The sequence below is a fragment of the Roseicyclus mahoneyensis genome, assembly GCF_003148775.1.
GTDB lineage: Bacteria > Pseudomonadota > Alphaproteobacteria > Rhodobacterales > Rhodobacteraceae > Roseicyclus > Roseicyclus mahoneyensis.
In genome coordinates this window covers 259,764-278,553 of record NZ_QGGW01000002.1, presented here as the reverse complement: position 1 = coordinate 278,553, position 18,790 = coordinate 259,764, and the positions used below count along the sequence as shown (strand labels likewise).

Genomic DNA, 18,790 nt, shown 5'->3' with positions numbered 1-18,790 from the left:
GTCCCTTATGTGTTCATCGAGTCAAAGAACTCGGAATTGCTCTTGGTCTGTTTGAGTTTGGAAATCAGAAACTCGATCGCGTCGGTCGTACCCATCGGGTTCAGGATGCGGCGCAAAACGTAGGTTTTCTGCAGATCGACCTTGTCGACAAGCAGCTCTTCCTTTCGAGTGCCGGATTTGAGGATGTCCATGGCAGGAAAGACCCGCTTGTCGGACACTTTGCGGTCCAGCACGATCTCGCTGTTGCCGGTGCCCTTGAATTCCTCAAAGATCACCTCGTCCATCCGGCTGCCGGTGTCGATCAGTGCGGTCGCGATGATGGTCAGTGATCCGCCTTCCTCGATGTTGCGGGCAGCGCCAAAGAAGCGCTTGGGACGTTGCAGCGCATTGGCATCCACACCACCGGTCAGGACTTTGCCCGACGACGGCACAACCGTATTGAAGGCGCGGCCCAATCGCGTGATCGAATCGAGCAAGATCACGACGTCGCGCTTGTGCTCGACAAGTCGCTTGGCTTTTTCGATGACCATCTCGGCCACGGCCACATGTCGGGTCGCAGGTTCGTCGAAGGTCGAGGAAATCACTTCGCCCTTCACGCTGCGCTGCATGTCGGTGACTTCCTCAGGCCGTTCATCGATCAAAAGAACGATCAAGTAGCACTCCGGGTGGTTCGTCTCGATCGAATTGGCAATGTTTTGCAAGATCACGGTCTTGCCGGTGCGCGGAGGTGCCACGATCAGCGCGCGCTGGCCTTTCCCGATCGGCGACACAAGATCGATGATCCGAGCAGTGCGATCCTTGATCGTCGGATCTTCGATTTCCATCTTCAAGCGCTCATCTGGGTAGAGCGGTGTCAGGTTGTCAAAGGCGACCTTGTGGCGGGCCTTTTCAGGGTCTTCAAAATTTATATTTTGGACCTTTACCAGAGCAAAGTAGCGTTCATTGTCCTTGGGTGCGGTCATGACACCATCGACCGTGTCCCCGGTCCGCAGGGAATGCTGCCGGATCATGTCGGGCGACACATAGATGTCATCGGGCCCAGGCAGATAATTGGCCTCGGGCGAGCGCAGAAAGCCGAACCCGTCTTGCAACACTTCCAACACACCGTCACCGATGATGTCCCAGCCTTCTTCTGCTCGCTCACGCAGGATCTCGAACATCATCTCGCCCTTGCGCATGGTCGAGGCGTTCTCGATCTCCAGCTCTTCGGCCATGGCCAGAAGATCCTTGGGCGACTTGGCTTTCAGTTCGGCCAGCGTCAGCGTTGTTTTTGTCATGGAACTGTCCCGGCACAGGGGCGCGAGGCCATCCCGTGTTTCTGAGCAAGAAAGGAAAAACACCCCCGGACGGAGGCAAAATGAGCGATATGCGCCATCGCCGCCCCTGTCAAGCTTGGCGAAGTCAGTCACGTCACCCATAAAATAAAGAAGATTTATAGAAAGGGTGTAGTTGTCTTTAGGGGACTGGATAAGCGCGTGATGGTGGGTCCAGCGCCATCCATCCCCAGAGGCGCCAACAAGAATAATTGGTTCAGAAGGTTCTCACAGCAGAGCAAGTACACCTAATAAATGTATACATTACAGTAGTTTGAAATTGTTTCATCCATGAGTAATCTTGTGGAGACATGTGGAAAAGCCGCGAAATCGCATGTTCGGGCCGGCAAGCGGTGGAAAACCCATCCCCGTGGACAAGTTGCCGCGACGGCATCGGTTTCTTGGCCAAAGCTCCCCAAGGCAGCGCGCACGGAAACCACCAACACCATTGTCCCCGCCTCTGCCCCTCCGTTATGCACATAGCTATGGACAAGCTTTCTCCTCAAACCATCGCCACGCTGACGCTCGCATCGGCGTCTGACATCCGGCGACAACTCTTGTTACAGGTCGGGATCAGGCATGTCGTCCGTCCGGTCCGTCTTGACGAAGACGCGATTCGTGCCGCTTTGCAGGCCGAGGGCGTGGGAGCGCGCGACATGGCGGATGCATTGGCAGAGGCAAAGGCGCGTAGGGCCGCGCGCGACGGATTGACGCTGGGGTGTGATCAAATCCTTGCCCTGAAATCCGAAGTCCTTGCCAAACCCACTGACCGTGCCGATGCGCAGGCGCAGCTCGAACGTTTGTCAGGGCAGACCCACCAACTTTTTTCCGCTGCCGTTCTCTATGAAGACGACAGAGCCGTCTGGCGCCATGTCGGTGTGGCAAGGATGACCATGCACAGCCTAACCCCGGCGGAGATCTCGACCTATCTGGACAGTGCCTGGCCTGGCGTAGCCTCATCAGTCGGCGCGTATCAGGCGGAAGCTCTTGGTGCCCGGCTGTTTTCCCGCATCGACGGAGACTGGTTCAGTGTGCTGGGGATGCCATTGCTCGACATATGTTCCTATCTGCGTCTGCGCGGCTGGAGGTTTGAATGATCCGCCCCACCATCCCGTTGGCCGGCGTCATCGGTGACCCGATCAGCCATTCATTGTCGCCTCGCTTGCATGGCCACTGGCTTCGGCGCTACAATCTCAAGGGCCATTATGTGCCCCTTCACATCAACCACGCCAATCTAGCCGACGCGCTGCGACTTTTGCCTGAGATGGGTTTCGTTGGGGTCAACGTGACCATTCCTCACAAGGAATACGTTCTTTCCCTCGCCTCGCATGTCACTGACCGCGCGGCGCTGATCGGCGCGGCCAACACTCTTACCTTTCTGGGCGATGGTCGGATTCAGGCCGACAACACCGATGGGCAGGGATTTTTGTCGAACATCCGCCAAAGCCTTCCCGGTTGGACGGCTGCAGCGGGCCCGGCGCTTGTTCTTGGGTCTGGTGGCGCGGCCAAGGCAATCGTGTCGGCGCTGATCTCGGACGGCGCGCCTCAGGTCTTTGTCGCGAACCGTACACGGGCGCGGGCGGAAGGCCTCAAGGAACAATTCGGCGCGCGCGTCGCTCCGCAGGACTGGACGCATTTGGGCGCTCTCGTGGGCAAGGCTGCCCTGATCGTGAACACCACCTCGCTTGGCATGACCGGCCAACCGCCTCTCGAACTCGACCTCTCGCGCCTCAGGCCGCCGACCGTTGTCACCGATATCGTCTATGCCCCTTTGGAAACCGACCTTTTGCGTCAGGCACGCGCGGCGGGATGCGAGACTGTCAACGGTCTGGGCATGCTGCTGCATCAGGCGGTGCCGGGGTTTGAGCGCTGGTTTGGCTACACGCCGCTGGTCGACGAAGATCTGCGCAAAGCCGTTCTCGGGTCATGAGTTTTCGCCTCGCCCTGACCGGTTCCATCGGGATGGGCAAAAGCACCACAGCGGACATGTTTCGCAGTCTTGGCATTCCTGTTTGGGATGCGGATGAGACGGTGCATCGACTTTACGCCCGCGGTGGCGCGGCCGTCGGTCCGGTGGCGGCGCTTGTTCCTGATGCACTGCAGGACGGAATGATCGACCGCGGCCGTTTGCGCGCGGCGATCCGGAAAGACCCTGACCTGCTTGTAAGGCTCGAATCCATCGTGCACCCCCTGGTGGCTGCGGACCGGGGGGCCTTTTGCGCCGAACATGCCGCGGCACCTTTGATCTTGCTCGATATCCCGCTGCTGTTCGAGACTGGCGGCGAGGCGGCCGTGGATGCTGTCCTTGTCGTCAGCACAGATCCGCAAACTCAGCGTGCGCGGGTTATGGCGCGTCCCGACATGACCGAGGATCTGTATTGGCAGATTCTGTCCCGGCAGGTGCCCGATGCGGAAAAACGCAGTCGGGCGGATTACCTGATCGAGACGAACACTCTAGAACAGACACGCACCTCCGTGGCAGAACTGGTCGAAAGATTGACGTCAGGGGGCGCGCAGGATGCGTGAGATCGTTCTTGATACCGAAACCACAGGTCTTGATCCGTTCGACACGCCCGCGCACCGGATCGTGGAAATCGGTGCGGTCGAATTGTGGAATCAGGTCCCGACCGGCAAGACCTATCACCAATATATCAACCCCGGCCGCGATATGCCGCCCGAGGCCTTCGCGGTTCACGGCATCGGCGAGGAGTTTCTGGCCGACAAGCCGCGCTTTGCCGAGATCGCACAGGCTTTTGTGGAATTCATCGGCGAAGCCACGCTGGTGATACACAACGCCAGCTTCGACATGCGGTTTCTGAACGCGGAACTGGAATGGGTGGGGTTTCCGACCCTGCCGACCGACCGCGCCATCGACACGCTTGCCATCGCGCGCCGCCGGTTTCCCGGATCACCGGCATCATTGGATGCGCTGTGCCGCCGCTTTGGCATCGATAATTCGAACCGGACCCTGCACGGCGCGCTTCTGGACTCGGAGATTCTGGCCGAGGTCTATCTGGAACTGACGGGCGGTCGTCAGCCCGATTTCGCGCTGGCCCCACAAGGTCAGCATGGTTCGGGCGCGGCGTCGTCCGGCCAAGCGGAGTGGCGACCCCGCCCCCGGTCCATACCTCTGCCCGCGCGTCTGAACGATCAAGACCGGGCCGCCCACGCGGCCTTTGTGGCCGAACTGGGGGACGGTGCGATCTGGTCGCGGTTCGACTGACCGCGCCTCAGGCGTCTGCCTTCCGGGTGGTTGCCCGCTGGGCCAGCTGCTGACGATAGAGCGCCAGGAAATCGATCGTATCGAGGTTAAGCGGCGGATAACCGCCATCGCGCGTCACGTCCGACACGATGCGTCGCACGAAGGGAAACAGCATCCGCGGGCATTCAATCAACAGGAACGGATGCATCTGTTCAGCTGCGATATTCTCGATCTTGAAGATTCCGCCGTATTCCAGCTCCATAAGAAAGATGGCTTGGGGCGTTGCTTCCCGTGTCTTGCTTTCGATCTTCAGCTTCATGATGACGTCGTACTGGTCATCGGCCTCCCGCTTGCGCGCGTCCAGCGCGACCTGCACCTGAATGTCCGGCTGAACCTGCGCATTCACGGATTTCTGTGCGGCAATATTCTCGAACGACATGTCGCGCACGAACTGGCCGAGGATCTGCATCTTGGGCAGGACGGGCTGTGTCGCCGCGCCCTCGGGTTGCACGGGTGTTGCGCCGCCATTGGTCTCTGACATCGGTTTCTCCAAAGCTCATCGAAAACGTTGGCCGGGGTCTATCAGCCCCGGCGGCCTGCCTCAATGGCATGTGTCCCCCGATTTCATCGCTGTGTCCAACCCGAGGGCCCGCGCGCCTGCGCGTCGTCGCCCTCAACTGTGTAGGTCGTGTCGATCACGTTGTCGGCATGGGTCGGGGCATGATGGGGCGGTCTGTGACCGAAGGATTGCACCGTCACCCGTTTGCGAATCTGGCGCAGCAAAACGGAGCGCACCGCCGGAACCAGCAGCGCAAAGCCCATTGCATCGGTGAAGAACCCCGGCGTCAGCAAAAGCGCCCCGGAAAACAGGATCATCGCGCCATGGGCCAGCGGGATGGTCGGATCGTTCAATGTATCAAAGCTGCGGCGCAGCTGGTCCAGCGCTTGCGCGCCTTGGGACCGCACCAGCATCGTGCCCGCAATCGCGGTCACCACGACGATGGCCAGCGTCGGCCATAGCCCGATCAGGCCGCCGACCTGAATGAACAGCGCGATCTCGATCAGCGGCACCAAGAGGAACGCGAGAAACAACCACATGCCGACGGCTCCTTTCGAATACGGACGGTTTGGCGCGGCCTCGGTCATGGACTTGACCGCACCCCTGCCTTACATATGTGCCCTGCGACCCCGAATAGAACCCCGTCCGCGCGTGCGAGGATTTCCGATGAATTCGTCTCTTCTGTCCCTGCTGGTTCTGGCCGGCATCGCGATCTTCCTGATCTTGCGCCTGCGCAGCGTTCTGGGAACCCGGGAGGGGTTCGAGAAACCGCCCGTGGTCCGCGCCGCCGCCCGTCCGGATCCGCGCCGTGATTTCGAGGTGATCGAGGGCGGGCCCGACCGCGACATCACCGATCACGTCGATGACGGCACCGAAAGTGCCAAGGCGTTGGCGGCCATGAAGATGGCGGAGCCCGGCTTTACCGTCACCGAATTCCTGCAAGGCGCCCGTGGTGCTTATGAGATGATCCTCATGGCCTTCGAGAATGGCGATGTCGACGATCTGCGGCCCTTCCTGTCGGCCGATGTGCTCGAGACCTTCGAAACGGTGATCCGCCAGCGGGAAGAACAGGGGCTTACCATTATGGCCTCGTTCATCGGCATCCGCGAACTGGTTCTGGAAAGTGCCCGCTTCGACCGCGCCACCAGTGTGGGCGAAGTGACTGTGCGTTTCGTGGGCGAACTCACGTCGGTGGTCAAGAATGCCGCGGGTGAGGTGGTCGAGGGCGATCCGAACGAGATCAAGCGCCAGCGGGATGTCTGGACTTTCGCCCGCCATATGGGCGCCGACAACCCGAATTGGGAACTGGTGGCTACCGACGGATGAGCCATGGATGGGCGGGGCGCGATCCTTGGCCTTTGTCTGGCCGCACTGAGCTGGGCCGGGCCTGCCGTGTCTGACGAACCCGTCACCCTTCTATCGTTTTCCGATCTCCACGGCTGGTCCGACGATGACCACAGCGCTGCCCTTGCGGTCTTTCGAAACACTTGCGCCGACATGGAAGGTGATGATTGGCAGGCGCTTTGCGCCATCGCCGACACCGCACCTGACGCACGGACGTTTTTCGAGCTTTTCTTTCGCCCGGTCCTGATCGGCGGCGACAACTTGGCCTTGTTCACGGGCTATTACGAGCCGGAACTGAACGGCTCGCTGCGTCGGACCGGTGTCTACCGCTACCCGCTTTACCGGACCCCGCCCGAGGCGCAATCAGGCGTCTGGCGCAGCCGCCGCGAAATCGAAGAAGGCCGCCTGCTGGAAGGGCGCGGCCTGGAAATCGTATGGGTCGATGACCCGGTTGAGCTTTTTTTCTTGCAAATACAAGGCTCTGGACGGGTCAGGTTGCCCGATGGGTCAGTGATCCGGGTGGGGTATGGTGGGCGCAATGGCCACCCCTACCGCTCGATCGGGCAAGAACTTGTGCGCCGAGGCGTCTACCAGCCGCATCAAGTCTCGGCGCAGGTGATCCAGAATTGGGTCCGCCGCAACCCGTCCGAGGGGCAGGAGCTATTGTATCACAACCCGTCCTATATCTTCTTTCGCGAGGTGCAGATTTCCGACCCCTCCATCGGGCCTCTGGGTGCGATGAACCGATCCATCACACCCCTGCGCTCCATCGCCGTCGACCCGGCGTTTACCCCGCTGGGCGCGCCTGTCTGGATCGAGAAAGGCGGCGCCGGCCCCATGCACCGGCTGATGATCGCCCAGGACACCGGTGGCGTGATCCTCGGCCCGCAGCGCGCAGATATCTTCTTTGGCTTTGGGGATGCTGCGGGCGAGGCCGCGGGAACGATCCGTGATCCCGGCCGGATGGTGGTACTCTTGCCGATCGAACTGGCCCATCAGCGCGTTCCGGACGCCTGAGCGATGGCGCGACGCGGCAAACGTGGCCTGAGTGCCGAGGACAAAGCGTTGTGGGACCGGGTCAAACAGACCGCCTCGCCGCTTGATGCCCCGTCCCGCAGCCTTGTGATGCCGCTTGATCCCCCACCGCAGACACGCATTCCCGATCTGGTCGGACCGCGCGACAGGTTGCCTGCGTTTCGCATCGGGGAACGCGCCGGACACAAGCCGCATCCGCCGCACCCGGAGCAGGATCTTTCGGCGCGGATCGCCCATGCGCCGGTGCGGATGGACCACGGCGCCTTTCGCAAGATGCAGCGCGGCAAGCTGAAACCCGAGGGGCGCATCGACCTTCATGGTATGACGCTCGCACAGGCCCATCCGGTGCTGATCCGCTTCATCCTTGACGCACATGACGATGGCAAACGGCTGGTTCTGGTCATCACCGGCAAGGGCAAAGACCGTGAGACGCCCGACCCGATCCCGATCCGGCGCGGTATCTTGCGCCATCAGGTGCCGGGCTGGCTCCATGCGCCACCGCTTGGGTCGATCGTGCTTGATATTCGCGAGGCTCACCAGCGTCATGGCGGAGGCGGCGCCTACTACGTCTATTTGCGAAAGCCGCGCTAGGGCGCCAAAGACAGCGGTTGCAAGATCACCTGTGTCGCGTTGCGCACCGTCAGGACAGTTCCGGGCAAGAGCCCGAGGTTTCGGGCCGCTTCGCCCTGCAGCGACAGATCCACGGCGGCAACCTGTTGCAATAGCTGGATCATCGCGGGTGAGGTCGCGGCTGCGAAATGGTTCAGCCCATCCCGCGCGCCGCCCCTGAATTCCGAGATGTCGATGAGCGTGACTGCCAGATCGGCCACATCCTCCACCGTGCCCAGATTGCCGAGCCGCGACCGCTGCCCCGTGATCGCGGCCGAGATGCGCAGCGCCCGGTCGCGCTGCGAAGTGAAAATGACGAAGGGCTGCGGTAGCGGGTCGATGCGCATCGCCTGACTGCGGAACAGGTCGATGTCGATGTCGGGCGACATCAGGATAACGCCAGATATCCGGTTCAGCACATCGGTGTGGCCACCGATCCGCAGTTGACGCAGTGCCTCCATCGTGACGGATGACCCCAGAGAATGGGCGACCAGAACAATCCGGTTGGAACCGGCTGCCACGATCTCGCGCAAAAGCGTCTCCAGCCCGTCTCGGGCAAAAAGTGCGCTATCGCGGTCAAAGGCATAGCCCAGCGCGTTTCCGGCGCTGGGCCAAGCGAAATGCACGGCCACGCCGGGAATGTTGAAATCATGCCGGATCTGCGCCGTGCGATACAGCCCATCGGCGAAGGTATTGTTGAAGCCATGGACAAAAACCATCACCTCGCGCTGATCGGCGGGGCGCTGAGCCAGTTCGCGTCGCAGTTCTGCTCCAAAGTCCGAGGGCCCTGCCAGGGCCTCGGCGCGTGTGACCATGAATTCCGTCATCGGATCGGGGGTAGCCCGGCTGCGGGCGCGCACCGGTTCCACCGCGCCAAGTTCGCGCTCGGGGGGAATACTGACATCGAAGCTGACGAAACTCAGCCCTTCAAGCCTGTCATTGCCCCAATCGCCATTCTCAAACACGCGCGTGCTGGCTACCAGAACGGGCTCGCTGGTACCGACCCCGGCCGCGCCGGGCACCAAAGCGATCATCGCCCGACCGGCGCATCCCGCCAGGACAAGGCAAAAGATCGCAAGGGCAATCGGACGAAAGGCGGCGCTGCGCATCATGTGCCGTGCATAGCGTGATCCGTCACAAAACGTAACGGCTCAGATCAGCGCTGCGCGTCAACTCGCCGAGGTTCGCCTCGACAAATGCGGCATCGACCACCACAGCCTCCCCCCCCCTATCGGGCGCGGTAAAGCTCAGCTCTTCGAACACGCGCTCCATCACGGTGTAAAGCCTGCGCGCGCCGATGTTCTCGACGCTTTCATTCACCTCGGCCGCGATCTTGGCCAGTGCCGCGATGCCGTCCTCGGTGAAACTCACGGTGACCTCCTCGGTCGCCATCAGCGCCGTATATTGCCGGGTCAGCGCGTTGTCCGTCTCGGTCAGGATCCGCACGAAATCCCCCTCGGTCAGCGGGCGCAGCGTCACCCGGATCGGCAGACGGCCTTGCAGTTCCGGCAACAGGTCCGAGGGCTTGGCGATGTGAAAGGCACCGCTCGCGATGAAGAGGATATGATCCGTTTTCACCGGCCCAAGCTTGGTCGAAACGGTTGTGCCCTCGATCAAGGGTAGCAGGTCGCGCTGCACGCCTTCGCGGCTGACATCGCCGCCCCGCACGTCTTGCCGTGTCGCCACCTTGTCGATCTCGTCGATGAAGACGATCCCGCTTTGCTCCACTGCCTCAAGCGCGGCCTTTTTCACCGTCTCGTCATCGAGAAGATTGTCGGCCTCCTCATGGATCAGCAAGTCGTAGCTGGCCGCCACGCTCAGCCGTTTGCGCACCATCCGCTGCCCGAAAGCTTTGCCGAAGATATCGCCAAGGTTCATCATCCCCCCGCCCATGCCCGGCGGCTGACCAGGGATCTCGAAACCCTGCATCGGGTTCGAGGTATCGGCGATCTCGAGTTCGATCATGGTGTCGTCCAACTCGCCCGCGCGCAGCTTGCGGCGGAACATCTCGCGGGTCTGGTCGCGGGCGTCCTTGCCGGCCAGCGCCTCGATCACGCGGTCCTCGGCGGCGGCATGAGCCTTGGCCTTGACGTCATCGCGCATCAGGTCGCGCACCATGACCTGGGCTGCATCGACCAGATCGCGGATGATCTGTTCCACGTCACGACCGACATAGCCCACTTCGGTATATTTCGTGGCCTCGACCTTGATGAAGGGCGCACGGGCGAGTTTTGCGAGACGGCGCGAAATCTCGGTCTTGCCCACGCCGGTCGGCCCGATCATCAAGATATTCTTGGGGTACACCTCTTCGCGCAGGTCATCGCCCAGTTGCTTGCGCCGCCAGCGATTGCGCAGCGCCACCGCGACGGCGCGTTTGGCGTCCTTTTGCCCAATGATGAAGCGATCAAGCTCCGAGACGATCTCGCGCGGGGTAAGGTCGGTCACAGCGGGGACTCCCGTGTCATGAGGTCATAAGGCGGCAAGCGGTCCTTGCCGGGAAACCGGGGCAGGGCGCGCATGACGCCGCGCCTGAGCGCCTCCCATTGCGCGCCGAGCAACACGAGGCCCGCGCCCAGTATCAAGATGATGAAAAACGCCTGCCCTTCGGCCACCGTGATGGCCAGCGCCACGACATAGCCGACCCCGGCCACAAGGAACGACCGCCGGTCGATCACCACGGCAAACAGCGCCATCAAGGCCAGAAACCCGGCCAGCAGCAGCTGCCCGCCGATCCCGCCCGCATCGAACAACGTCAGCGCAACCGTGTTCACGATGGCAGGCGCCGCGATCACATGCAGCCAGAACCCCGAGGCCGCCCGCCGTGTCACCCGGTGCGGGTCCGACATGTCGAAGCCAAGTGCGATGATCAGGCCGATCAGACCCAGAACGATGGTCAGAACGGCAAAGGGGCCACCCGCGCTGAGCAAAAAGATATCGCGCAGGCTGTCGGGGAAAGATCCCCCCAGCGTGGCGAGGCCAAAGGCGGTGGCAAAGACCGCCAGCGCAATCAGCGCAACGGTGAAGGGCACGCGGAACATGAGGTAGTATACCGACAGCAGCACCGCCACGATGGCTGCCGCCGTGGTCAGGGCTCCGGGCGTGTTCATGTCGAGCATGGCGGCGAAGGCGAACCCGAACTGACCCGCCAGCAGGCCGGACATCACCGACAGCGCGATGGACGGCGCGACCATGCGCCGTTTGAGCGTGAAATACCGGGCCAGCCCGATCACGGCGCCCATGCCGACGACGGCATAGACAATGCCGAGGATATAGCCCTGTGTCGTGCCCAGCAGGGTCATCCCCGTAACCCCGGCATAGCCGAGATAGAGGATGGTCAGGCCGACCACGATAAAGATCTCGTTGAATCCCTTGAACAACTCGAACGGCTCGTCCAGCCCGTCGATATGTTTCCGGACCCCGGAGCGGTGTTCGGACAAGACCACCAACGCAGCCGCCTGCGCCTCGGTCATCACGCCCGCGGTCACGGCCGCGCGGATATCGTCGCGGGTCAAGCCGGTCATCTGGCGATCCGTTCCACCGTCAACCTGCCGTTGGTGTAGACACAGATGTCGGCCGCAATCGCCATGGCGGCGCGCGCGATGGTCTCGGCGTCCTTGTCGGTGTCCATCATCGCTCGCGCGGCGGCGAGCGCGTAGTTGCCGCCCGACCCGATGGCGGCCACGTCATGTTCGGGTTCCAGCACGTCGCCAGCACCCGTGATGATGTAAAGCTCGGCCCCGTCGGTGACGATCAGCATCGCCTCCAGCTTTTGGAGGTATTTGTCGGTGCGCCAATCCTTGGCCAGTTCCACGCTTGCGCGCTGCAACTGGCCCGGCGTCGCTTCCAGCTTTTTCTCCAGCCGTTCCAGCAAGGTGAAGGCATCAGCTGTCGATCCGGCAAAGCCCGCGACCACGTCATAGCCGCCGGGCGAGAGCCTGCGCACCTTGCGCGCGCTGCCCTTGATCACGGTCTGGCCAAGGCTGACCTGCCCGTCACCCGCGACGACCACCTGACCGCCCTTGCGGACGCCGATGATCGTGGTGCCGTGCCAGCCGGGGAAATCGCTGTCTGCCATGGGGCCTCCGCATGCTTTCGGACCTATATGGAGGGCGGGTGCGCGGCTCGCAACCGCGCTCCCGTCACAGCCACCCCGGCCAGCCGCGCCGCCTTGGCACGCGTACGGCGAGCATCGGCATCAGCCATGGCCCGCGGAACCTGTCCAGATCAAGCGCCTCGAACACGCCCACGGTCTCCTCGCCGTTGATCTGCGTCTTCACGGCGGCACGATTGTAGAAAGGGGCATCCAGCATCGCCTTGACCTGCCGGGGTTGATAGCCGCTATCTGCCCGCGTTTCGCGCCGGACCATCCAGCCGGGGCGCTTAAGCTTGGCCTTTGGCGGCATGGCGATGGCGCGCGGCGTTCCGTCCTCGGCAAAGCCGATGGCGGCGGCAAGCTCGGTGCCGTCCCGGCGCTGCGCGTCGTAGAAACAGGCCGCGCCGTCCTTGAGAGGAAACCGTCCCCAGGTCCAGTAGCTGAAATCGGCTTCCAGCGCGCGGGTGCCGAAATTCGCGTCGAAATAGCCGTGCCCGGTCCACGTCCAGCCCGGCCGGTTCAGCCGGACCTCGATATCGGCCTTGGGCGCGAAAGGCCGCCAGACATGGGCGCCATCGGGTGTCAGCGCCATTTCCACCTGCGTCAGCGCCGAGGGCCGCACGATCACCTCGCCCGTGATGCGCTGAGCGTGGGGGGTCGACACCTCCTCGATCTCGATGCGCAAGTGATCTCCTGCCCAGACCATCGCCGACGGCCCGATCTGCAAGCGGTCGCGCGACAGGCCGAGCGCGTTCTGCCCGCGGTCGGTCATCGTCCAGCGCCCCCCGCGGCCGTAGGTCACCACGTTCAGACAGCAATGATTGGCGGGGTTCTTGCGCCCGCTCCATCGATACCAGGGCGAAAATACCGAGCCTATGAAGCCGATGATCGAGATCGCGCGTTCCCCGTCATCGCTGATCCCGTCGACATACCACCAGGCGTAGCCGTCGGCCGGGACGTCGAGGTCGAAGCAAGGTCGCTCAAGATCGCCGCGGCCGCGTGGCTCCCTGAGAGGCAGGCCATGGGTATTCCCGCCCCCGGATGCGCCCCGCCCCCCGCCAGATAGAGGCCCCTGAGCCGGGTCCGCGCCGTGGGCCGCTGGAACGTCGCCATCATCCCATGTGGGGAAAGCCCGTAAAGGGAACCGTCCGACCCCGGAAAGACCAGATCGAAATCCCCCGGCATGGTCAGCGCCGTGATGTCCGGCGTCGGCGAAAACCTCAGCCCCATCCGGGCCAGCGCGTCGAATGTACGTGTCTTGCATGTGTAGGCGTCCTCCGGGCGCGACGGGTGCCCGGGCGGGCCATTCAGGATGATCTCGAACCGCTCGAGGCCGGTTGGCGTCTCGCCACCCCGGTCTTGTGCGCAGACATAAAGCGTGCCGTCCGCAGGCATGCGCCCGGCGGCCAGATCGTCGAATTCGCGCTTGGGATCGGCGCAGAAAAAGACGTTGTGATGTGCAAGCTTCACCCCGGCAGGTTCGGCTGCAAAGCCCCAGACAAAGGCTGACAGGCTGCGGTCTGCCACGCCCTTTCGCGGCACGGCTGCGGCGGGTCCATGGCCCAGATGCCCCTCGACCAGCGACTTGGGGTCGCCGTTGAACACGATCAGATCAGCGGGCAGGCGGGTGCCATCGTCCAGATGCACGGCGATGACGCGGTCGCCCTGCTGTTCGATCCGCGCGGCTTTGGCTCGATATCGGAACTGCGCGCCCTTGTCCTGCGCAAGGCGACACATCGCCTGCGCCAGACGGTTCATGCCGCCTTTAACGCGCCAGACGCCCCCCGCCTCGGACTGCCAGATCAGGGACAGCACGGCTGGGCTGCGGTAGGGCGAACCGCCGACGTAAGTGGCGTAGCGCCCGAACAATTGGCGCAGACGCGGGTCGGTGAACTGAGCCGCCAGCGTTGCGGCCAACGTGCGGCCGGGCGCCATGGCCGGGATCAGGCCGGGGTTCTTCAACACATGCGCGGTCAGGCCGGTCAGGCTTGGGCGCGCGGCTTCCATCACCGGACCTTCGAAGGCGTCGTAGAGGCGCTTGGCCCGATCCGAGAAACGTCTGAACTGTCGTTCGCCCTCGGGCCCGGCAAAGGCGCACACAGCTTTGGCGCTTTGCTCCGGATCGTGGAATAGGTCGAGGCTGGAACCATCGCGCCAATGGTGCCGCGCCAGAATCTCGTCGGGGATCAGGGTGACGTGATCGGACAGGCGCGCGCCGACATCGACAAAAAGCTTCTCGAAGATGCGCTTCAGGGTCATCACGGTTGGCCCGATGTCGATCGGCCCCGCCGCGCTGTCGCGGGTGCGCATCTTGCCGCCCGGCCCGGCGCCCATGTCAACGACCGTCACTGCCAGCCCCGCATGTGCCAACCTCAGAGCCGCCGACAATCCGCCGACGCCAGCGCCGATCACGACGGCTCGGACCGGGGCATCTGTCACGGCAATCTCTCCCACAAGTGTCAGTTTATATTGACAGTCAAAAGCCATTTGTCCACTCTAGTTTACATCAGTCCTGTCAACTCTGACGGATTCTTTTCCATTGAAGGGGGCGCGCATGCCTTTGAAACCCCGGATCGAAGCGGCCATCGCCAACGCCATCCGCATGGGTCAGGCAGGGTCAGCCCCGCCCCGCCTTGCCTCCGCTCTCGACTACGCGGTCAGCCCCGGTGGTGCGCGCATCCGTCCAACCATCTGCCTGTCAGTCGCCATGGCCTGCGGCGATGGCAAACCCGCCGTGGCGGATGCCGCCGCCACCGCGATCGAGCTGATCCATTGCGCCAGCCTCGTGCATGACGACATGCCCTGTTTCGACAACGCCGATGTCCGTCGTGGCAAGCCCTCGGTCCATCGCGCCTATGGCGAGCCACTGGCGCTGCTGGCTGGCGACAGCCTCATCATCATGGCCTTCGAGGTTTTGGCCCGCGCCGCCGCGCAGGACCCCGCTCGCGCCATCGACCTGATCCGCATCCTGGGCGAATCGAGTGGGATGCCCGGAGGCATTTGTGCAGGGCAGGGTTGGGAAAGCGAAAGCAAGATCGACCTCAGAGCCTATCACCGCGCCAAGACCGGCGCGCTCTTTACCGCCGCGACGCGGATGGGGGCTGCCGCGGCTGGTGAGGAACCCGATGCCTGGACCGAACTTGGCGCGCGCATCGGCGAAGCCTTTCAGGTCGCCGACGATCTGCGCGACGCGCTTTACGACGAGGCGACGCTGGGCAAGCCCGCCCATCAAGATGAGATCAACGGGCGCCCCAACGCGGTGTCCGAACTGGGCGTGCGCGGCGCGATTCGACGATTGGAGGATATCCTTTCGGGCGCGATCTCTTCGATCCCGTCCTGCCCCGGCGAGGCGATGCTGTGCGACATGGTGCGCAAGACCGCCGAGCGCCTGACCCCGGTTCTTCCCGCCCATCATCACGCGTGATTCATGGCTGTGGCCGACCAGACCGACCCTGACCGCCCGCGCCTGCGCGACCGGCTCTATGCATGGAAGACAGGTCTCCTGCGGTCGCGGCGGTTCCAGACATGGGCCGCGCGGACGCCGGTGGCCGCCCGCATCGCCCGCAAGGATGGTGAGGCGCTGTTCGATCTGGTTGCGGGCTTCTTGCACAGTCAGGTCCTGATGGCGTTCGTCCAGCTTGATCTGGCCGACCACCTGTTGACCCAACCCCGCACAGTCGAGGGGCTGGCTTTGCGCACCGGGATCAACCCCCACCGGATGCGCGTGTTGTGTCAGGCTGCCGCTGCGCTGGGCTTGATGCAACGGCAGCGCGATGGGCGTTTTGCGCTGGGCCGTCTGGGGGCGGCGCTGCCCGGTATTCCCGGGCTCGCGCAGATGATCCGTCACCACGATGTGCTCTACCGCGACATGGCCGACCCGGTCGCCTTCTTCCGCGATGCACCTGACACGGAACTTGCCGCCTTCTGGCCCTATGTCTTCGGCGCTGGTGGCCACATCGACCCGGACACCGCGGCAACTTATTCCGAGCTGATGGCGCAAAGCCAGACGCTGGTGGCCGAAGAAGCCCTGCGTGTCCTTGACCTCAAGAGCATCCGCACGCTGCTGGATGTCGGTGGCGGCACAGGCGCGTTTTTGTCCGCTGTAGGCAAGGCGTGGCCGGAACTCAGGCTTCATCTCTTCGATTTGCCGCAGGTGATAGACCCCGCGACAGCCCGCTTTGCCGAGGCTGGGCTTGCCGACCGCACCAAGACCACAGGCGGCAGTTTCCGCACCGATGTGCTGCCGGCAGGGGCTGACGCCATCAGCCTCATCAGGGTTCTCTACGATCACGCCGACGATACGGTGCGTCAGCTCCTGCTCAAGGCGCATGCCGCATTGCCCGATGGTGGCCGCATCATCATCAGCGAACCGATGTCGGGCGGCGACCGTCCCGACCGGCCAGGTGACGCCTATTTCGGCCTGTATTGCCTGGCGATGGGCACGGGACGGGCGCGCAGCGCTGCCGAGATTTCCACCCATCTGGAAGCGGCCGGTTTCACCGACATCCGCATCCGCAAGACCGCCCGCCCCTTCATCACCTCCGTCGTCGAAGCGCGGAAACTGTAAAGAAAGGCGGACAGTTGTGTCTATTGAGATTGACATAAGAGAGTGTCAGGTTAAACTGACAGTCAGAATGCCGCAGTGGTGGGATTCTTCCACATCCCACCCCTAGACCACTCGGGACCAACGACCTTGAGAACCTCCGCCGTCATCTTGCAAGGCCCCAAGACCCTAGGATTGGGTGAGGTGACGCTGAACGATCCGGGCCCCGGTGATCTGGTGGTCGCGGTTCGTCATTCGGGCATTTCCACCGGCACCGAGAAACTGTTCTGGTCCGGCCAGATGCCCCCGTTTCCCGGTATGGGCTACCCGCTTGTCCCCGGCTACGAGGCCGCGGGCGAGGTGGTCGAGGCTGCACCCGGCACCGGCTTCAAGCCCGGCGATACCGTTTTTGTCCCCGGCGCGAATTGCTACGGCGACGTCAAGGGCTTGTTCGGGGGCGCCGCGCATCGTCTGGTGACGGGCGCCGACCGTGTCGTGCGGATCGACCGCGCGCTGGGCGCCGAGGGCGCGCTTTTGGCGCTGGCCGCGACCGCGCGCCACGCGCTTGCCGGCATGAACACCAAGCTGCCCGAGCTGATCATTGGCCACGGCGTCTTTGGCCGCCTGCTGGCGCGACTGACCATCGCCGCCGGTGGCAAAGCCCCGACTGTCTGGGAAATCAACGAAGACCGCCAGTCAGGTGCCACCGGCTACAACGTCATCCATCCCGATGCGGATGAGCGCCGCGACTATGGCTGCATCTATGACGCTTCAGGCGTGTCATCCTTGCTTGACACTATGGTCGGCCGACTTGCCAAGGGCGGCGAGATCGTGCTTGCGGGTTTCTACCCCGAACCTCTGCAGTTTTCCTTCCCGCCGGCCTTCCTGCGCGAGGCGCGGTTCCGCATCGCCGCGGAATGGACGCGCGAAGACCTCGTCGCCACCCGCGACCTGATCGACCACGGTGCGCTGAGCCTGTCCGGCCTGATCACGCACACCACGACATCAGACCAAGCCAAGAGTGCGTATCAGACCGCGTTCGAAGATCCGGCTTGCCTGAAAATGATCTTGAACTGGGAGAACGCCGCATGAGCCTCGATATTCCGAACCTGCGCGATTACGACGCCAAACTGCGCGAAGAAGCCAACGAGCCGACGCTCGAGGTGCCGCAGGGCGAACCCACCAAGAAGACGCAGATCATCGCGATCTATGGCAAGGGCGGCATCGGTAAGTCCTTCACGCTCGCCAATCTCAGCTGCATGATGGCCGAGCAGGGCAAGCGTGTGCTGCTGATCGGTTGCGACCCCAAGTCCGACACCACCAGCCTGCTGTTCGGCGGCAAGGCCTGCCCGACGATCATCGAGACCTCGACGCTGAAGAAACTGGCGGGCGAAGAGGTCAAGATCGGCGACGTGTGCTTCAAGCGCTCGGGCGTGTTCGCCATGGAACTGGGTGGCCCCGAGGTCGGTCGCGGTTGCGGCGGGCGTGGCATCATCCACGGCTTCGAACTGCTGGAAAAGCTGGGCTTCCACGATTGGGATTTCGACTACGTTCTGCTCGACTTCCTGGGCGACGTGGTCTGCGGCGGCTTCGGCCTGCCGATTGCCCGCGACATGGCGCAAAAGGTGATCCTGGTCGCCTCGAACGATCTGCAATCGCTCTATGTCGCCAACAACGTCTGCTCGGCCGTGGAATATTTCCGCAAGCTCGGCGGCAATGTCGGCGTGGCCGGTCTGGTCATCAACAAGGATGACGGCTCGGGCGAGGCGCAAGCTTTTGCCGAACGCGTCGGCATCCCGGTGCTGGCTGCGATCCCGCAAAACGACGACCTGCGCAAGAAATCGGCGAACTACCAGATCGTTGGCACCGCGCAAAGTGAATGGGGTTCGCTGTTCGCGGCGCTTGGTGACAATGTTGCCGTCGCGCCGCCGATGAAGCCCGTCGCCCTGTCGCAGGACCAGTTGCTCGAACTGTTCGACGGCTCGGAAACCGGCGAAGGCATCGTGCTGGAGCCCGCAACCGACGCCGACATGCGCGGCAAGAACGCGGTCATCAAACCGTCCCTCGAAGTCATCTACGACGAGGCATGATC

20 protein-coding genes are annotated in these 18,790 nt (G+C 63.2%); 11 read left to right on the top strand and 9 right to left on the bottom strand.

From position 1 onward, the window contains the following. Positions 1 to 5: 5 nt before the first annotated feature. Positions 6 to 1,277, bottom strand: coding sequence for a transcription termination factor Rho (rho, locus tag C7455_RS06290; protein ID WP_109666606.1), 1,272 nt, complete (start codon positions 1,275 to 1,277; stop codon positions 6 to 8). 521 nt (positions 1,278 to 1,798) lie between these two features. Here rho and C7455_RS06285 point away from each other — a divergent pair. Genes C7455_RS06285 through dnaQ form a run of 4 tightly spaced genes read left to right on the top strand, consistent with a single transcriptional unit; the run spans position 1,799 to position 4,536 of the window. After that, positions 1,799 to 2,410, top strand: a complete 612-nt coding sequence (locus tag C7455_RS06285; protein ID WP_170119011.1) for a Maf family protein — start codon at positions 1,799 to 1,801, stop codon at positions 2,408 to 2,410. Next, entirely contained in the window at positions 2,407 to 3,243 is an 837-nt protein-coding gene (locus C7455_RS06280; protein WP_109666604.1) for a shikimate dehydrogenase, read from the top strand. Before C7455_RS06285 ends, C7455_RS06280 begins: the two co-directional genes overlap by 4 nt. Then, positions 3,240 to 3,839, top strand: a complete 600-nt coding sequence (coaE, locus tag C7455_RS06275) for a dephospho-CoA kinase (RefSeq protein WP_109666603.1) — start codon at positions 3,240 to 3,242, stop codon at positions 3,837 to 3,839. The genes C7455_RS06280 and coaE overlap by 4 nt, the downstream gene beginning before the upstream one ends. Next, a complete protein-coding gene (dnaQ, locus tag C7455_RS06270) occupies positions 3,832 to 4,536 on the top strand; it encodes a DNA polymerase III subunit epsilon (protein ID WP_109666601.1) in 705 nt (234 codons plus the stop codon). The genes coaE and dnaQ overlap by 8 nt, the downstream gene beginning before the upstream one ends. Before the next feature lie 7 nt (positions 4,537 to 4,543). Here dnaQ and secB read toward each other — a convergent pair whose 3' ends face one another. Together secB and C7455_RS06260 are read right to left on the bottom strand one after the other, a co-directional pair. Next, entirely contained in the window at positions 4,544 to 5,056 is a 513-nt protein-coding gene (gene secB / locus C7455_RS06265) for a protein-export chaperone SecB (RefSeq protein WP_109666599.1), read from the bottom strand. Between the two features lie 83 nt (positions 5,057 to 5,139). Then, a complete protein-coding gene (locus tag C7455_RS06260) occupies positions 5,140 to 5,613 on the bottom strand; it encodes an FxsA family protein (RefSeq protein WP_109666597.1) in 474 nt (157 codons plus the stop codon). A 127-nt stretch (positions 5,614 to 5,740) separates the two neighbouring features. On the opposite strand from C7455_RS06260, the gene C7455_RS06255 reads away from it, so the two are divergent. The 3 genes from C7455_RS06255 to C7455_RS06245 all read left to right on the top strand — a co-directional run bounded on the left by C7455_RS06255 (position 5,741) and on the right by C7455_RS06245 (position 8,044). After that, positions 5,741 to 6,400, top strand: a complete 660-nt coding sequence (locus C7455_RS06255; protein ID WP_109666595.1) for a Tim44/TimA family putative adaptor protein — start codon at positions 5,741 to 5,743, stop codon at positions 6,398 to 6,400. Positions 6,401 to 6,403: 3 nt separating this feature from the next. After that, entirely contained in the window at positions 6,404 to 7,435 is a 1,032-nt protein-coding gene (gene mltA / locus C7455_RS06250; protein WP_109666594.1) for a murein transglycosylase A, read from the top strand. 108 nt (positions 7,436 to 7,543) lie between these two features. Beyond that, entirely contained in the window at positions 7,544 to 8,044 is a 501-nt protein-coding gene (locus C7455_RS06245; protein ID WP_342767620.1) for a Smr/MutS family protein, read from the top strand. Here the strand turns inward: C7455_RS06245 and C7455_RS06240 are convergent. The 6 genes from C7455_RS06240 to crtD form a co-directional block, all read right to left on the bottom strand. Next, positions 8,041 to 9,174, bottom strand: a complete 1,134-nt coding sequence (locus C7455_RS06240) for an alpha/beta hydrolase (protein ID WP_109666591.1) — start codon at positions 9,172 to 9,174, stop codon at positions 8,041 to 8,043. The two genes, C7455_RS06245 and C7455_RS06240, sit on opposite strands and share 4 nt — an antisense overlap. Positions 9,175 to 9,196: 22 nt before the next feature. After that, entirely contained in the window at positions 9,197 to 10,507 is a 1,311-nt protein-coding gene (gene hslU / locus C7455_RS06235) for an ATP-dependent protease ATPase subunit HslU (RefSeq protein ID WP_109666589.1), read from the bottom strand. Next, positions 10,504 to 11,583: a hypothetical protein gene (locus tag C7455_RS06230; RefSeq protein WP_109666587.1), complete on the bottom strand. Its 1,080-nt coding sequence runs from the start codon at positions 11,581 to 11,583 to the stop codon at positions 10,504 to 10,506. Before C7455_RS06230 ends, hslU begins: the two co-directional genes overlap by 4 nt. Next, positions 11,580 to 12,137: an ATP-dependent protease subunit HslV gene (gene hslV, locus C7455_RS06225; protein WP_109666585.1), complete on the bottom strand. Its 558-nt coding sequence runs from the start codon at positions 12,135 to 12,137 to the stop codon at positions 11,580 to 11,582. The genes C7455_RS06230 and hslV overlap by 4 nt, the downstream gene beginning before the upstream one ends. Positions 12,138 to 12,201: 64 nt before the next feature. Continuing rightward, positions 12,202 to 13,074, bottom strand: a complete 873-nt coding sequence (gene crtC / locus C7455_RS06220) for a carotenoid 1,2-hydratase (protein ID WP_109666837.1) — start codon at positions 13,072 to 13,074, stop codon at positions 12,202 to 12,204. Continuing rightward, the gene (crtD, locus tag C7455_RS06215) at positions 13,029 to 14,642 is read right to left on the bottom strand and encodes a 1-hydroxycarotenoid 3,4-desaturase CrtD (RefSeq protein WP_109666583.1); all 1,614 of its coding nucleotides are present in this window, start codon (positions 14,640 to 14,642) and stop codon (positions 13,029 to 13,031) included. The genes crtC and crtD overlap by 46 nt, the downstream gene beginning before the upstream one ends. Positions 14,643 to 14,709: 67 nt before the next feature. Here crtD and C7455_RS06210 point away from each other — a divergent pair, with 67 nt between their 5' ends. The 4 genes from C7455_RS06210 to C7455_RS06195 all read left to right on the top strand — a co-directional run bounded on the left by C7455_RS06210 (position 14,710) and on the right by C7455_RS06195 (position 18,788). Beyond that, on the top strand, positions 14,710 to 15,579 hold the full coding sequence (locus tag C7455_RS06210) for a polyprenyl synthetase family protein (RefSeq protein ID WP_109666582.1): 870 nt from the start codon (positions 14,710 to 14,712) through the stop codon (positions 15,577 to 15,579). Positions 15,580 to 15,582: 3 nt separating this feature from the next. Further along, positions 15,583 to 16,722, top strand: coding sequence for a methyltransferase (locus C7455_RS06205; RefSeq protein WP_109666580.1), 1,140 nt, complete (start codon positions 15,583 to 15,585; stop codon positions 16,720 to 16,722). 126 nt (positions 16,723 to 16,848) lie between these two features. After that, a complete protein-coding gene (gene bchC / locus C7455_RS06200) occupies positions 16,849 to 17,790 on the top strand; it encodes a chlorophyll synthesis pathway protein BchC (protein ID WP_109666578.1) in 942 nt (313 codons plus the stop codon). After that, positions 17,787 to 18,788, top strand: a complete 1,002-nt coding sequence (locus tag C7455_RS06195; protein ID WP_109666577.1) for a chlorophyllide a reductase iron protein subunit X — start codon at positions 17,787 to 17,789, stop codon at positions 18,786 to 18,788. The genes bchC and C7455_RS06195 overlap by 4 nt, the downstream gene beginning before the upstream one ends. Positions 18,789 to 18,790 lie beyond the last annotated feature (2 nt).

What these genes read in the sequence shown, in the direction of transcription:
- C7455_RS06195 (WP_109666577.1), top strand. Translation starts at nt 17,787, where the DNA reads ATGAGCCTCGATATTCCGAACCTGCGCGATTACGACGCCAAACTGCGC.
- coaE (WP_109666603.1), top strand. Translation starts at nt 3,240, where the DNA reads ATGAGTTTTCGCCTCGCCCTGACCGGTTCCATCGGGATGGGCAAAAGC.
- C7455_RS06260 (WP_109666597.1), bottom strand. Translation starts at nt 5,613, where the DNA reads ATGTGGTTGTTTCTCGCGTTCCTCTTGGTGCCGCTGATCGAGATCGCG.
- C7455_RS06240 (WP_109666591.1), bottom strand. Translation starts at nt 9,174, where the DNA reads ATGATGCGCAGCGCCGCCTTTCGTCCGATTGCCCTTGCGATCTTTTGC.
- C7455_RS06285 (WP_170119011.1), top strand. Translation starts at nt 1,799, where the DNA reads ATGGACAAGCTTTCTCCTCAAACCATCGCCACGCTGACGCTCGCATCG.
- mltA (WP_109666594.1), top strand. Translation starts at nt 6,404, where the DNA reads ATGGATGGGCGGGGCGCGATCCTTGGCCTTTGTCTGGCCGCACTGAGC.
- dnaQ (WP_109666601.1), top strand. Translation starts at nt 3,832, where the DNA reads ATGCGTGAGATCGTTCTTGATACCGAAACCACAGGTCTTGATCCGTTC.
- rho (WP_109666606.1), bottom strand. Translation starts at nt 1,277, where the DNA reads ATGACAAAAACAACGCTGACGCTGGCCGAACTGAAAGCCAAGTCGCCC.
- crtD (WP_109666583.1), bottom strand. Translation starts at nt 14,642, where the DNA reads ATGGCTTTTGACTGTCAATATAAACTGACACTTGTGGGAGAGATTGCC.
- C7455_RS06280 (WP_109666604.1), top strand. Translation starts at nt 2,407, where the DNA reads ATGATCCGCCCCACCATCCCGTTGGCCGGCGTCATCGGTGACCCGATC.
- secB (WP_109666599.1), bottom strand. Translation starts at nt 5,056, where the DNA reads ATGTCAGAGACCAATGGCGGCGCAACACCCGTGCAACCCGAGGGCGCG.
- C7455_RS06205 (WP_109666580.1), top strand. Translation starts at nt 15,583, where the DNA reads ATGGCTGTGGCCGACCAGACCGACCCTGACCGCCCGCGCCTGCGCGAC.
- hslV (WP_109666585.1), bottom strand. Translation starts at nt 12,137, where the DNA reads ATGGCAGACAGCGATTTCCCCGGCTGGCACGGCACCACGATCATCGGC.
- C7455_RS06210 (WP_109666582.1), top strand. Translation starts at nt 14,710, where the DNA reads ATGCCTTTGAAACCCCGGATCGAAGCGGCCATCGCCAACGCCATCCGC.
- C7455_RS06230 (WP_109666587.1), bottom strand. Translation starts at nt 11,583, where the DNA reads ATGACCGGCTTGACCCGCGACGATATCCGCGCGGCCGTGACCGCGGGC.
- C7455_RS06255 (WP_109666595.1), top strand. Translation starts at nt 5,741, where the DNA reads ATGAATTCGTCTCTTCTGTCCCTGCTGGTTCTGGCCGGCATCGCGATC.
- C7455_RS06245 (WP_342767620.1), top strand. Translation starts at nt 7,544, where the DNA reads ATGCCGCTTGATCCCCCACCGCAGACACGCATTCCCGATCTGGTCGGA.